This window comes from Pseudomonas sp. JY-Q (assembly GCF_001655295.1).
Taxonomy (GTDB): domain Bacteria; phylum Pseudomonadota; class Gammaproteobacteria; order Pseudomonadales; family Pseudomonadaceae; genus Aquipseudomonas; species Aquipseudomonas alloputida.
Genome location: NZ_CP011525.1, coordinates 4,415,881 through 4,429,642 on the forward strand (window position 1 = coordinate 4,415,881; position 13,762 = coordinate 4,429,642).

The 13,762-nt window shown below is 61.8% G+C and carries 12 protein-coding genes; 1 reads left to right on the forward strand and 11 read right to left on the reverse strand.

What is annotated here, in order from left to right:
• Positions 1 to 3 precede the first annotated feature (3 nt).
• The 7 genes from fliI to AA098_RS19920 form a co-directional block, all read right to left on the reverse strand.
• The gene (fliI, locus tag AA098_RS19890) at positions 4 to 1,359 is read right to left on the reverse strand and encodes a flagellar protein export ATPase FliI (RefSeq protein WP_054889680.1); all 1,356 of its coding nucleotides are present in this window, start codon (positions 1,357 to 1,359) and stop codon (positions 4 to 6) included.
• Entirely contained in the window at positions 1,349 to 2,140 is a 792-nt protein-coding gene (gene fliH, locus AA098_RS19895) for a flagellar assembly protein FliH (protein ID WP_054889681.1), read from the reverse strand. The genes fliI and fliH overlap by 11 nt, the downstream gene beginning before the upstream one ends.
• Before the next feature lie 162 nt (positions 2,141 to 2,302).
• Positions 2,303 to 3,322, reverse strand: coding sequence for a flagellar motor switch protein FliG (gene fliG / locus AA098_RS19900; protein ID WP_003254434.1), 1,020 nt, complete (start codon positions 3,320 to 3,322; stop codon positions 2,303 to 2,305).
• Positions 3,315 to 5,093: a flagellar basal-body MS-ring/collar protein FliF gene (gene fliF / locus AA098_RS19905; protein ID WP_004577671.1), complete on the reverse strand. Its 1,779-nt coding sequence runs from the start codon at positions 5,091 to 5,093 to the stop codon at positions 3,315 to 3,317. The genes fliG and fliF overlap by 8 nt, the downstream gene beginning before the upstream one ends.
• Before the next feature lie 15 nt (positions 5,094 to 5,108).
• Positions 5,109 to 5,441 (reverse strand): flagellar hook-basal body complex protein FliE, encoded by a 333-nt coding sequence (fliE, locus tag AA098_RS19910; protein ID WP_003254438.1) that lies wholly within the window; start codon positions 5,439 to 5,441, stop codon positions 5,109 to 5,111.
• A gap of 263 nt (positions 5,442 to 5,704) precedes the next feature.
• Entirely contained in the window at positions 5,705 to 7,060 is a 1,356-nt protein-coding gene (locus AA098_RS19915; protein WP_003254440.1) for a sigma-54 dependent transcriptional regulator, read from the reverse strand.
• Positions 7,060 to 8,277 carry a PAS domain-containing sensor histidine kinase gene (locus tag AA098_RS19920; protein WP_004575775.1) on the reverse strand — a complete coding sequence of 406 codons (1,218 nt, stop codon included), beginning with the start codon at positions 8,275 to 8,277 and terminating at the stop codon, positions 7,060 to 7,062. Before AA098_RS19920 ends, AA098_RS19915 begins: the two co-directional genes overlap by 1 nt.
• 199 nt (positions 8,278 to 8,476) lie before the next feature.
• On the opposite strand from AA098_RS19920, the gene AA098_RS28715 reads away from it, so the two are divergent.
• Positions 8,477 to 9,831, forward strand: a protein-coding gene (locus AA098_RS28715; protein ID WP_156747527.1) for an IS3 family transposase whose coding sequence is annotated in 2 segments (ribosomal slippage) — positions 8,477 to 8,950 and positions 8,953 to 9,831 — 1,353 coding nt in all. Because the reading frame shifts where the segments join, the coding sequence is not laid out codon by codon here.
• A gap of 82 nt (positions 9,832 to 9,913) precedes the next feature.
• On the opposite strand, the gene fleQ is transcribed toward AA098_RS28715, so the two are convergent.
• From fleQ to fliD, 4 genes are all read right to left on the reverse strand, one after another.
• Positions 9,914 to 11,389, reverse strand: a complete 1,476-nt coding sequence (fleQ, locus tag AA098_RS19935; RefSeq protein ID WP_003254443.1) for a transcriptional regulator FleQ — start codon at positions 11,387 to 11,389, stop codon at positions 9,914 to 9,916.
• A gap of 170 nt (positions 11,390 to 11,559) precedes the next feature.
• Entirely contained in the window at positions 11,560 to 11,853 is a 294-nt protein-coding gene (locus AA098_RS19940) for a hypothetical protein (protein WP_003254445.1), read from the reverse strand.
• Between the two features lie 19 nt (positions 11,854 to 11,872).
• On the reverse strand, positions 11,873 to 12,268 hold the full coding sequence (gene fliS / locus AA098_RS19945) for a flagellar export chaperone FliS (protein WP_003254447.1): 396 nt from the start codon (positions 12,266 to 12,268) through the stop codon (positions 11,873 to 11,875).
• 77 nt (positions 12,269 to 12,345) lie between these two features.
• On the reverse strand, positions 12,346 to 13,701 hold the full coding sequence (gene fliD / locus AA098_RS19950) for a flagellar filament capping protein FliD (RefSeq protein WP_003254449.1): 1,356 nt from the start codon (positions 13,699 to 13,701) through the stop codon (positions 12,346 to 12,348).
• Between the last annotated feature and the right edge of the window lie 61 nt (positions 13,702 to 13,762).

Genomic DNA, 13,762 nt, shown 5'->3' on the forward strand with positions numbered 1-13,762 from the left:
TTATCAACCTGCCGGGGGCGTGAAAATTGCCCCCAGCTGTTCGCGGCTCTGCGCCATGCCCACATTCTCGCGCAGGCCTTGGCGCAGGAACTCAACCAGCTTCGATTGCAAGGCAATGGCCAGGTCGGTCTCCGGATCACCGCCGGCCACGTAAGCCCCCACGCTGATCAGGTCGCGGCTTTGCGACAGGCGCGACCACAGTTGCTTGAACTTCTGCGCCTGGCGCAAGTGGTCGGCATCGACCACTTGGGGCATGACCCGGCTGATCGACGCTTCGATGTCGATGGCCGGGTAATGGCCCTCCTCAGCCAGCCGACGCGACAGCACAAAGTGGCCGTCAAGCACGCCCCGCGCCGAGTCGGCGATCGGGTCTTGCTGATCGTCGCCTTCAGACAGCACAGTATAGAACGCAGTGATCGAACCACCGCCAGGTTCGCCATTGCCTGCCCGCTCCACCAGCTTGGGCAGCTTGGCGAACACCGATGGCGGGTAACCCCGGGTGGCCGGTGGCTCGCCGATGGCCAGGGCAATTTCCCGCTGGGCCTGGGCGAAACGGGTCAACGAGTCCATCAGCAACAGCACATTCTTGCCTTTGTCGCGGAAGTACTCGGCAATGCGTGTGCAATACATGGCGGCGCGCAGGCGCATCAGCGGGGCATCGTCGGCCGGCGAAGCCACCACCACCGAGCGCTTGAGGCCCTCTTCACCGAGGATGTGCTCGATGAACTCCTTCACCTCGCGCCCCCGCTCACCGATCAGGCCGACCACGATGATTTCGGCTTCGGTGAAGCGGGTCATCATGCCCAGCAGCACCGATTTACCCACCCCGGTACCGGCAAACAGGCCCAGCCGCTGACCACGGCCGACGGTAAGCAGGCCGTTGATACTGCGAATGCCCACATCCAACGGCTTGCTGATAGGGTCGCGGTTGAGCGGGTTGATCACCGGGCCGTCCATCGGCACCCAGTCCTCGGCCTTCATCCCGCCCTTGCCATCCAGCGCACGGCCGGCGCCGTCGAGCACCCGGCCCAGCATGCTCATGCCCATGGGCAGACGGCCGCCGTCATCCAGCGGCACGACCCGGGCCCCCGGCGCGATGCCGACGATACTGCCCACCGGCATCAGAAACACCTTGGGCCCGGCAAAGCCCATGACTTCGGCCTCGACCTGCACCGGGTGATAACTGTCATCGTTGATCACCAGGCAGCGGCTGCCCACTGCTGCGCGCAGGCCTTCGGCTTCCAGGGTGAGGCCAACCATACGCAGCAAGCGGCCTTCGACGATGGGCTGGGCAGGCAGCTCGATGGCCTCAGCGTAAGAGCCGAGGCGCTTGCCGAAACTGGTGCGTTCAAGGTGCATCTGGGCTGTCCACGGCACGCTCGGCCGGCGCGTCCAGGTCTATCGTCATGTCTGGCGCCGCCGGGTGCAGGGAATGGTCGTGCAACTGGTCGAACAGCTGCGCCACCGCTTTTTCGATACGCGTTTCCATGGTGGCATCGATACGGCTGTGGGCCGTCTCGATGCGGCAACCACCCGGTAGCAGCGCGCCGTCTTCCAACAGCCGCCAGTTCTCCTCATGGCGTTCGCGCAGGGCCTTGGCCAGCTCGAAATCCTGCGGGTTGAGGTGGATGCGGATATTGTCCGCGCCCATGGGCAGCAGCTTGAGCGCTTCGCGCAGCACCTGAGTGATCTGGCTGGAATCGTTGCGCAGCTCGCGGCCAATCACCTGACGGCTCATGTGCGCGATCAGGTGCACCAGGCTTTTCTCGATCTGCGTGTCCTGCTCGGCGATCGGCTCCATCAGGTTGGCCATCAGCCGCTCGAGGCTTTCCAGCTTGGCCTTCAGGGCCTCTTCGGCCTCCTGGCGGACTTTGAGCTGAGTGCTGTGGAAGCCCTCGCGCTCCCCGGTGGCGAAGCCCTCGTTGTAGGCCTCCTGACGGATGGCTTCGAGCTCTTCCAGGGTCAGTGGCTGGACTTCTTCCAGCGGCACTTCCTCGACTTCCTCGATGACCTCGGGTTCCGGCTCTGGCTCGGGCGCAGGCTCCGGTTCCGGGTCGAAGCTGGGCAGCGTCCACACGTCCACGCCCTCGAGGTCGCGGGCGCGGATCAGGTCGCTGGGGTGGTGTTCTTTGGTGGGCATGCTGTCATGTTCTCAAACCATGTTCGGCCGACACGGTCCCTTGTAGGAGCGGGTTCACCCGCGAATGCGTCGGCAGCGACAACCTCGATTGCCAGGGCCGACGCCTTCGCGGGTAAACCCGCGCCTACAAAAGGCGGCGTCGGCCATGGGATCGCGAATACCTTAGATCATTTCCTCGGCGCCCTTGCCGCCAAGCACGATCTCGCCGGCCTCGGCCATACGCCGGGCAATGGTGAGGATTTCTTTCTGCGCGGTTTCCACGTCGCTGACCCGTACCGGCCCTTTGGCCTCCAGATCGTCGCGCAGCAACTCCGAAGCACGTTTGGACATGTTCTTGAAGATCTTGTCCTTGACCCGCTCGTCGGCGCCCTTGAGCGACACCACCAACACGTCGGAGGACACTTCGCGCAACAGCGCCTGGATGCCCCGGTCGTCGACGTCGGCCAGGTTGTTGAAGACGAACATCAGGTCTTCGATCTGCTCCGACAGGTCGCTGTCGATTTCGCGGATCGCGTCCATCAGTGCGCCTTCCACCGAGCTGTCCAGGAAGTTCATGATGTCGGCCGCCCGCTTGATGCCACCCAGGGTGGTGCGCGCGGCGTTGGAGTTGCCCGAGAACTGCTTCTCGAGAATCTGGTTCAGCTCCTTCAGCGCCGCGGGTTGCACGGTGTTCAGCGATGACACGCGCAGGACGATGTCCAGGCGCACCTTGTGGTCGAAGTTGCTCAGCACTTCACCGGCCTGGTCCGGGTCGAGGTAGGCGACCACGATGGCCTGGATCTGTGGGTGCTCGTAGCGGATCACGTCGGCCACGGCACGCGGTTCCATCCACTTGAGGCTGTCCAGGCCACTGGTATTGCCGCCGAGCAGGATGCGGTCGACCAGGCCGTTGGCCTTGTCCTCGCCCAGGGCCTGGTTGAGCATCTTGCGGATGTACGCATCAGAACCGACGCCCAGGCTGGTCTGGTCGCCGACGATGTCGACGAACTCGCTCATCACCTGTTCAACCTGGTCACGGTGCACATTGCCCATCTGCGCCATGGCCACACCCACCCGCTGCACTTCCTTCGGGCCCATGTGCCGCAGCACCTGGGCCGCATCGGTCTCGCCCAGCGAGAGCAGGAGGATCGCCGCCTTGTCGACGCGGCTCAGCTTGGCGGTAACGGCTCGGTTATCACTCATCGGCGTTGATCCAGTCTTTCACGACCTGGGCCACACGGCCCGGGTCTTCGGCCACCAGGCCTTTGATTGCGTTGAGCTGTGCCTCGTAACCCTCGCTCGGGCTAGGCAGCAGAATGCTTGTCGGGCCACCCAGGCTGACGCGGTCGTTGGCCAGTTCGCCATCCAGACCCATCATGCCGCCCAGCTCCATGTCGCTGTCCGGGGCAGCCTGCTTGCCGCCCCCGGTAATGTTGTTCAGCACTGGCCGCAGCACGCCGAACACCAGCACCAGGATGAACACCACGCCCAGCACCTGTTTGACGATATCCCAGAACCACGGCTGCTGGTAGAAGGCGATATCGGCGATTTCCTCGCCACGGTCGGCGGCGAACGGCACGTTGATCACCGTCACGCTGTCGCCACGGCTGGCATCGAAGCCGACTGCGTCCTGCACCAGGCGGGTAAAGCGCGCCAGGTCCTCGGCACCCCATGGCGCCCGCGTGGTATCGCCAGTGGCCGGGTCGATCTTGACCTGGTCGTCCACCACCACCGCTACCGACAGGCGAGTCATGCGCCCCTGCTGCTGGCGGGTGTGGCTGATGGAACGGTCCAGCTCGAAGTTCTTGGTGCTTTGCTGACGTTTGTCTGACGGGTACGGCGCGAGCATCGGCTGACCGGTGGCCGGGTCCATGATCTGCTGGCCGTTGGCATCCACCAGCGGTTGGCCAGGCTGAATGGCAGCAGCCGGGGTAGCCGCGCCACCAGTGGTCTGCGGTGCCGAAGCGGCGCCTGGCGGCTGGTTGCTCAGCGCGCCAGGCACGCCTTGCGGGCCTTGGCTGCTGGCACGTTGTTCGTCGACCGACTGCTCGCTGCGCAACGCCGGCTGGTCGGGGTTGAACTGTTCGGAGGTGGACTCGACCGCGCTGAAGTCGAGGTCGGCGGACACTTCGGCCTTGTAGCGGTCGTTGCCCAACACCGGCTGCAGAATGTTGTGCACACGCTGGGTGAGCATACCTTCCACCCGGCGGCTGTAGTCGAACTGCTTGCCGGCCTGGGTCAGCGCGGAATCCTGAATCTGCTCGGACAGCAGGTTGCCTTTCTGGTCGACGACGGTGACCTGGGACTTGTCCAGTTCCGGCACGCTGGTGGCGACCAGGTTGACGATGGCCATCACCTGCCCGGCTTCCAGTGCACGGCCTGGGTACAGCTCGACCAGTACCGAGGCGCTGGGCTTGCGTTCATCACGCACGAACACCGAACTTTTCGGGATGGCCAGGTGCACGCGCGCGGCCTTGACGTTGTTGAGGCTGGAAACGGTACGGGCCAGTTCGCCTTCAAGGCTGCGGCGGTAGCGGGTAGCTTCCATGAACTGGCTGGTGCCCAGGCCCTGCTCCTTGTCGAGCAGCTCGAAGCCGACATTGCCGTCGCTCGGCGCCACGCCGGCGGCTGCCAGTTTCAGGCGCGCACGGGAGAGGTCGTCGGCCTTGACCAGCAGGGCCCCCGAGTTGGGCTCCACGTTATAGGGGATGTCAGCAGCGGCCAGGGTGTCCATGACCTGCTTGGTGTCCATGCCCGACAGGCTGCCGTACAACGGACGGTAATCGGGTTGTTGCGACCACAGCACCACGGCAAAGCCGATGGCCACGCTGGCCGCCAGGCCGACCATGAGGCCGATCTGGCGCAGCATGGGCATCTGCGAGATGTTTTCCAGAAACGCCATGCCAAACAGCGGCGGCTTGGCCGCTGGCGAGCCAGCTTTGGCGGGGGCGTTTTCGACGACTGCTTCAGCCATGGGTTACATCCGTCCTCAAACCGGCATCTGCATGATGTCCTGGTACGCCTGGACCAGCTTGTTGCGTACCTGGGTCATGGCTTGCATCGACACGCTGGCCTTTTGCGAAGCGATCATCACGTCAGTCAGGTCGACGCCGCTTTTGCCGATTTCGAACGCGTTGGCCAGTTGGGTCGAGGCCTGCTGCGTCTCATGCACCTTGCCGATGGCCTGGCCGAGCATGTCGGCGAAGGTGCTTTGCCCTGGCGCCAGCTCGGGGGCGGCAGTTACCTTGGGCAGCGACATGGCATCGGCCTGCATGGCCCGCATGTCCAACATCAGACGATTGAATTCAACACCTTGGCTCATGACCCTTCTCTCTCCTGCGGCCGCATTTTTTTGACACTCATGCGGCGAATGACCTACCTAAAGCAACAAAGGTGCCAGCCTTCGCGACTCATTTCCCAGGGCTCACACAATTCCTGTGGGAGCGGCCTTGCGTCGCGATAGGGGCGCGAAGCGGCCCCAGGACTTCAGCTCCGCCGCAAAGATCGCCGGGGCCGCTTTGCGGCCCTATCGCGACGCAAGGCCGCTCCCACGGAGGTCCGCGCCAGTTGCAGATGATTGGCCAGTCAGCCGAACAGGCTGGCCTCGACGTCAAACCCGGCATCGCGCATCTGCGCCAGCTTGTAGCGTAACGTCCGCGGACTGATCCCCAGGCGTTCGGCCGCTTCTTTGCGGCGGCCGCGCTCGGCGCGCAGGGTGTCGATGATCATCTGGTACTCGTGGCGACGCATGTCGTCCCCCAGGCCGCCGGCATCAGCAACCACCTCGAGAGATGGCTCGGTGCCAGCTGACAATGGAATGGCGCCTGCCAGACAAAAATCCGCCGCCTCGATCACGCCACCCTGCTGCAGAATCAACGCCCGCTGCAGGGCGTTGTCCAGCTCGCGCACGTTGCCCGGCCAGGCATAGGCTTGCAGGCAGGCCCGCGCCGCTGGCGAGAGGCGCACCGGGGCGTGCTTCATCTTGGCCACATGGCGCGCCAGCAAGCGCTCAGCCAGCTGCAGGATATCGCCCGGCCGCTCACGCAGCGGGCGCCAGGCCAGCGGAAACACTGACAGGCGGTAGTACAGGTCTTCGCGGAAGCGCCCGGCTGCCACTTCGCCGGCCAGGTCGCGGTTGGTGGTGGCCAGCACCCGAATGTCCAGGCTGATCGGCTTGCGCCCGCCTACCCGCTCCACCTCCCGCTCCTGCAGCACACGCAGCAGCTTGGCCTGCAAGGCCATGGGCATTTCCGAGATTTCGTCGAGCAGCAAGGTGCCGCCTTCGGCCTGCTCGAACTTGCCCGCCTGAGCCGCAATAGCGCCGGTGAAGGCACCCTTCTCGTGGCCGAACAGGGTGGCCTCGAGCATGTTGTCGGGGATCGCCGCGCAGTTGATCGCCACGAAGGGCTGCGCCGCGCGCGGCGACTGCTGGTGAATGTAGCGCGCCAGCACTTCCTTGCCAGTACCGGACTCGCCGGAAATCAGCACGGTCGAGTCACTGCGCGCCACACGGGCCGCCAGTTCCAGCAATTGGCGGCTGGCCGGCTCGCAGGCCACCGGCCCCTCTTCGCCAGTCACACGCCCGGCGGCATGCCGCTCCACGAGGCTGAGCAGCGCCTTGGGCTCGAACGGTTTGACCAGGTAGTCGACGGCGCCTTGGCGCATGGCCTCGACCGCACGCTCGACGGCAGCGTGCGCCGTCATCAACAGTACCGGCAACTGTGGCTGCTGGCGGCGCAGCTGGCTGAGCAACTGGTGCCCGTCCATACCGGGCATGTTGACGTCACTGACCACCAGGCTGAACGCGTCATCCAGTACGGCCTCCAGCGCTTCTTCGGCACTGCCCACGGCCTGGTAGGCGAAACCGCCGATTTCCAGGGTATCGCCCAGCGCCTGGCGCAATACGCGGTCATCCTCGACCAGCAGCACCTTGATTGCCATTACACCCCCTCCGCCAATTGCCCGTCGATCAATGGCAGCTCTACCCGCACGCAGGTACCACGGCCGACCTTCGAACGCAGGTTGATAGTGCCCTGGTGCGCACGCACCACCGCCTTGACCACGGCCAGGCCCAGGCCGGTGCCGGTGGCCTTGGTGGTGAGGAACGGCTCGCCCAAACGGCCGAGCAAGCCTGCATCGATGCCACTGCCGGCATCGCTGACGCACAGGTGCAAGCTACGTTCGCGGCGGTACAGGTGCACCTTCAGCCGTGCCGGGCCATCGCTGGCCTGCAGGGCATTTTCAATCAGGTTGAGCAAGGCACCGACCAGGGTGTCGCGGTTGCACAGCAGCTCACCCAGATGACTGTCGCACTGCCAGCGCACGGCGTGCCCCTGCACATGCGCCTGGGCCGCCTGCTGCAGGGCCTGGAACAGCGCTTTCGGGGTCACCCGATCCCCCAGCGGCAACTCGCCACGGGCAAACACCAGCATGTCGCGCACCTGGTGTTCCAGTTCGTGCAGGCGCTCCTTCAAGGTCGCGGCGAAGCGCTGACGGGTTTGCGCGCTCAGCGCTTGCTCGTTGTCGGCCAGGTGGCCGGCATACAGCATGGCTGCCGACAGCGGCGTGCGGATCTGGTGGGCCAGCGAGGCAACCATGCGCCCCAACGACGACAGCCGCTCGTGGCGAGCCAGCTGGTCCTGGAGGCGACGGGTTTCAGTCAGGTCGTTGAGCAGCACCAATTGGCCAGGCTCGGCATCCAGTGAGCGGGTGGCGATCGACAGGCGGCGACCGTCGCGCAGCGAGACTTCGTGGCCGTCGTCCTTGCGCGGGGCAAAGCTACGGGCGATTACCTGACGCCACAATTGACCGATCAGAGGCTCGCCGAGCAACTCGCAAGCAGCCGGGTTGGCTTCGCGCACAAGGCCCTGGCCATCAATCACGATCACCCCGCCGGGCAGCAAATCCAGCAGGTTCTGCAGGCGGTTGGCCAGGCGTTCCTTTTCACTCAGTTCGTCGATGCGCTGGGCGCTGACCACGGCCAGCTCCCCCTTGAGCTCACTGACCCGGGCTTCGAGCAGGCTGTAGGACTGGCTCAGTTGGCTGGACACCTGATTGAACAGGGCGAAGGCCTGCGCGATACCCTGGCCGCTGTCCTGCGCGACCGGGGTTTGCCCCTGCTGTTCGGGGGCTCGGGATACGTGGGCGGCCTGGGGCATCGTGCTCTCTCGCGTGGCTGACCGTCATAAAAACGGTGTGTTGCCAGCGATGTAGCAATAGCCGTGCCGGAGATAGGGATTTGTACCTGCCTCTTCGCGGGCACGCCCGCTCCCACAGGGATATCACCGAATTGAAGATGTGTATCGATCCTGGACTGCCCCCAATAAGTTGGACACCAATCCAACCCTTGGGGGATCTATGGGTAAGTACACCGAGCAATTCAAGCTCACAGCGATAACAGCCTATCTGGATGGCAGCAACGGTTTTCGAGAGGTGGCTCAACACTTAGGTATCGATTTCAGTCTGCTTCGACGCTGGGTGGCCAGATATCAGGCCAATAATGGCATTGGTCCAGGCTCGCATGGGCGGCGCTATAGCAGTGATTTCAAGCAGCAGGTGCTTAGCTACATGCACGAGCATCGGCTTTCACTGCGCCAGACCGCTGCCCATTTTGGTCTTGGGCAGTCCTCTCAGATAGGCATTTGGCAGCGGCAGTACTACAGTGGCAGTCCTGCACCCTCTACTGTCATCAAGCCAAGAAAGCCAATCGACGTGTCGAAGAAGATCAAGCCTGCCAAACCCACCGATACCAATGATGATCAGAAGTCTCGAGATCAGCTGATGGCTGAACTTGAGTACCTGCGCATGGAGAATGCTGTCCTAAAGGAGCTCAAGGCTCTGCGCGAGGAAAAGGAACGAACACGCGGGAAAAAGTCCTGATCGTTTCCAAACTCAAGCGCAGGTTTCCTTTGCCTGACCTCCTTCAGTTGGTCGAGCTGGCGCGCAGCACCTTCTACTACCAGCTCAAAGCGCAGCAGAAGCCAGACCGGCATGCTGAGCTCAAGGCATTGGTGCATCGCGTCTATCACGAGCAGAAACGGCTTTATGGTTATCGCCGTATCGCACTCGTAATCAGGAAGGAAAAGCGGGTGAACAAGAAGGTCATTGAACGTCTGATGGCTGAGCAGGGATTGAAATCAGTAGTGCGCCCCAAGAAATATCGCTCCTATCGAGGTACCGTCGGCAAAGTGGCAGCGAATGTACTGGAGCGAAATTTCGTCGCTCAACGCCCAAACCAGAAGTGGGTGACTGACGTAACCGAGTTCAAAGTAGCTCAACAGAAGCTCTATCTGTCGCCCGTGATGGATTTGTACAACGGCGAAATCGTGGCCTACGAAATGGCCAGCCGCCCGTGCTATAGCCTGGTTGGGAACATGCTTGGCAAAGCGCTCGATTGCCTGGGAGAGAAACCGAAGCTCGTGCTGCATTCGGATCAGGGATGGCATTACCAGCAGGCGCAATACCGCCGTAAGCTAAGCGAATGTGGGGTAAAGCAGAGCATGTCTCGAAAAGGCAATTGCCTGGACAACGCGGCCATGGAAAGCTTCTTTGGCACGCTCAAATCCGAGTTTTTCTACCTGAAGCGTTTCGAGAGCATTGATGAGCTGAGAGTGGGTCTGGATGAGTACATTCACTACTACAACCATGATCGCATCAAGCTGAGGCTCAATGGCCTGAGCCCTGTGGAGTACAGGGCTCAGGCTGCAGCTTAAAGCTGTCCAACTTTTGGGGGGCAGTCCATCCTGTGGGAGCGGGCGTGCCCGCGAAGAAGCCGGCACAGGCAACCGCCAGGCGTCAATCCTCGGCCTGTTCCTCGCCACCCTGGCGGCTCATGCCGTACTTGCGCATTTTCTCGACCAGGGTGGTACGGCGAATACGCAAACGTTCAGCCGCGCGCGCAACGATACCGTTGGCATCGTCCAGCGCCTGCTGGATCAGCCCCTGCTCCAAGCTACCCAGGTAGTCCTTGAGGTCCAGGCCTTCGGGCGGCAGCATGGCGTGGTTGCTGAAGTTGGGTGTGTGGCCATTGATCGCCACGCGCTCTTCCAGGTCGCTGCGCAGGCTGTCGACCATTTGCTCGTCTTCGTCATCGACATAGCGGAATTTCTTCGGCAGTTCCGACACGCCAATGACCCCGTACGGGTGCATGATCGCCATGCGCTCGACCAGGTTGGCCAGCTCGCGCACGTTACCCGGCCAGCCGTGACGACACAGCGACATGATCGAGGCGGAATTGAAGCGAATGGAACCGCGCTTCTCGTGCTCCATGCGCGAAATCAGCTCGTTCATCAGCAACGGGATGTCTTCCACCCGCTCACGCAACGGTGCCATTTCGATAGGGAACACGTTCAGGCGGTAGTACAGGTCTTCGCGGAAGGTGCCGTCCTCGATCATGGTTTCGAGGTTTTTGTGCGTTGCAGCGATGATGCGCACGTCGATGCTCTGGGTCTTGTTGCTACCCACGCGCTCGAAGGTGCGCTCCTGCAGCACACGCAGCAGCTTGACCTGCATCGGCAACGGCATGTCGCCGATTTCATCGAGGAACAGGGTACCGCCGTTGGCCAGCTCGAAACGCCCGGCACGGCTGGTGATGGCCCCGGTAAAGGCGCCCTTCTCGTGGCCGAACAGTTCGCTTTCCAGCAGCTCGGCCGGGATCGCGCCACAGTTGACCGGCACGAACGGCGCTTCACGGCGCTTGGAGTGGTAATGCAGGTTGCGCGCCACCACTTCCTTGCCGGTGCCTGACTCACCCAGGATCAGCACGCTGGCGTCGGTATCCGCCACTTGCTGCATCATTTGCCGCACGTGCTGAATGGCACGGCTGGTGCCCACCAGGCTACGGAACAAATTGGGCTCGCGCTGGCGACCGCGCTCGCGCGCCTGGTCATACATTTCGCGGTAGACCTGGGCACGGTGCAGCGAATCCAGCAGCTGGCTGTAGCTTGGCGGCATTTCCAGGTTGGACAGCACCCGGCGGCGAAGGTCTTCCGGCAGCTCGGCAGAAGAAATTTCACCTAAAAGCAGAACCGGAAGGAACTCATCCCAGGTAGCCACTGTCTTAAGCAGCCCAAGCAGATTGCCCGGAGCATTCACGGTGCCGATGAGCACGCACAGCACTTCGCGGCTCGAGGACAATGGCTCGACCGCCTGCTGCCAGTCATGGCTGGCACATGCGAGGTTTTCTTCGCCGAGGAAGTTCAGCACCACCGCAAGGTCGCGGCGGCGCGCGCTGTCGTCATCGATCAGCAGAATCTTGGTTTCACGCCACATGCAATAGCAACTTCCCTAGTCATATCGGCGCCCTGCAGGGGCGTGCTCGACATCATTCCGACTGAATGGTCAGTGTTCGGACGTCTGAAATTCGAAAACAGCCACTAGTAAAGTCAAAAACTTAAAGGCAGTCAAATTTATGGCGCCGAAGCGTTGCTCTCTGCCCAGCTTCAGCTGAACAGATGGTATACCTTTGTGGCGTGTTTCGCTTGGTTGATATTCGACATTTGTGCGACCAAGGATTGACGCTCGTCACTTGCAACGTCGATCAGCTGACGATAAACCGCCATCAACGCTTCCAGATTGGCCCGGATTGCGGCCTCATCATCCTGATTCTCTTGCAGTAATTCATCCATCAGCGCACGACAGGCCAAGTCCAACTCACCAATGGCCGCCCAGTCGCGCACTTGCAGGGCCTCGCTCAGGGCAAGGCGGGTGTCTTCGATTTGCTGCAGCGCGCTCATGGGGGTGCTCCTTAGGGTGTTATTGCTCGGCGGAGGCGATGGCATCCCAGCCGCTTTTGACAGTGATCATCAATTGCGCGACTTCGTCGATCATGGCCGGGTCGCTATGCAGATTGGCCTGAGTCAGGCGGCGAGCCATGTAGTCGTACAGGCTGTCGAGGCGGTCCAGTTCGTCTGGGTTATCGGTCTTTTCCTTATCCAGCCCCTCACGCAGACCACCGATGATGTCAATAGCCTTGCCCAGCATCACACCCTTCAGCGCCACATCGCCGCGCGCGATCGCACCTTTGGCCTGAGCCATGCGGTCAAGCGAACCCTCCATCAGCAATTGCACCAAGCGGTGCGGGGTAGCTTCGGAAATTTGAGCGTGGGAATTGACCTTCTGGTACTGGCGAAGGGCTCTCATCGGGTGCATGGGGGATCCTCATTGAACGGGGCTGGACGTGGGCCGCATGTCTACTACATCGGCCCGGCCCGGCGTTTCTTTAATGATCAGCTGTCGCTATTGGCTTTGTTCAACGCGTTGAGCGTGGTCATCACGCTGTCACTAGTAGCCTTGAGCTGGGCGACCATGGTGTCCATGGCGTTATATTTCTTGGTCAGGGTTTCGGTCAAAGACTCGATACGACGGTCCAGGGCGGTTTGCGACTCTTCCAGTTGCTTGAGCTGATTAGTCAGATTGGTCTGACGAGAGGCCAGGATGCCACCGGTCTTGGCGTATTCCTCGGTGGCGGAGGTCATGCGCGTGAGCAGGCCTTCCTTACCGGTGAACAGACCGCTGATGTCAGCACCATACGTTTTGACCGCAGCGTCCCACTTGGTGTCATTGAGCTCCAACAGGCCGGTTTTCTGGACGGTATTGATGCCTAATTGCGACAAAGTGCGCAGGCCTGTACTGCCAACGCTCCGACTGATCTCGCTACGAATGGAATTGACCAGCGAGCGCATGGTCGCATCACCGGTCAATGCGGCCGAGCCGGTGGCAGAGCCATCAGAGCCTGTGGTGACCTTGGTCTGGGCATTGATAGTAGTCATCAGCGCATTGTAAGCGGTGACGAACGACTGCACCGAGGTCTTGAGCGTATCGTTATTGCTCGATACCGCTAGGCTGGCCTTGCCTTCCTTGACCAGTGTGATATCCACGCCACTGATGGCGCCTGTCACAGTATTCGAGGCCGATTCCAGCTCAAGACCGTCCAGGGTGTATTTTGCGTTCTGTGGCTTGGCGATGGTCGTCACATCACTAGCCATGCTGGCGTCGCCGCCCAACGTCAGTTCGGTGCCCTCACCCATTTTAGTGGACGAGAAGATCAGGCGTGAACCACTGGCGTCGGTGACGATGTTCGCGGTGATACCTTTTGACTGCAGTTGACCATTAATCGTGTCACGAGCCTGCTGCAGGGTCGCGCCGTTGGCGATGGTCACGCTATGGGTAGCACTGCCCTGGCTAATCGTCAGGGTTTGCGATTGCCCCGAATCGTTGACGATAGTCGAAGTCTTCTCGTAGACCTGTGTCGAGATCTTGGAAGCTGTCGCCAACTGGGTAACTTCGAGAGCATAGTTACCGGACGACGCGCCATCGCCCAGCTTGATCTTGGCAACGGCTTCATCGGACGACGACGACGCCAAACCGGAAAAGCTCGAAGCCGTGTTCAGCTTGGCAACGGCTGCACGAAAGGTATCCAGTGCGCTTTTCACAGTACCGATGGCCGACAGCGAGGTGGTGGCTGTGGTGGTCTGGTTGTTGATCTGGGTTTGCTTGGGCGCCTTTTCGGCATCTGCCAGCGCCTTCACGATACCGCTGATATCGAGGCCAGAGCCAAGCCCATTGATGGTTGAGCTCGCCATATCACATCTCCTTAATCGTTGCCGCCGGTTTACCGACGAAAAGGCATCCGTGCGCTAATAA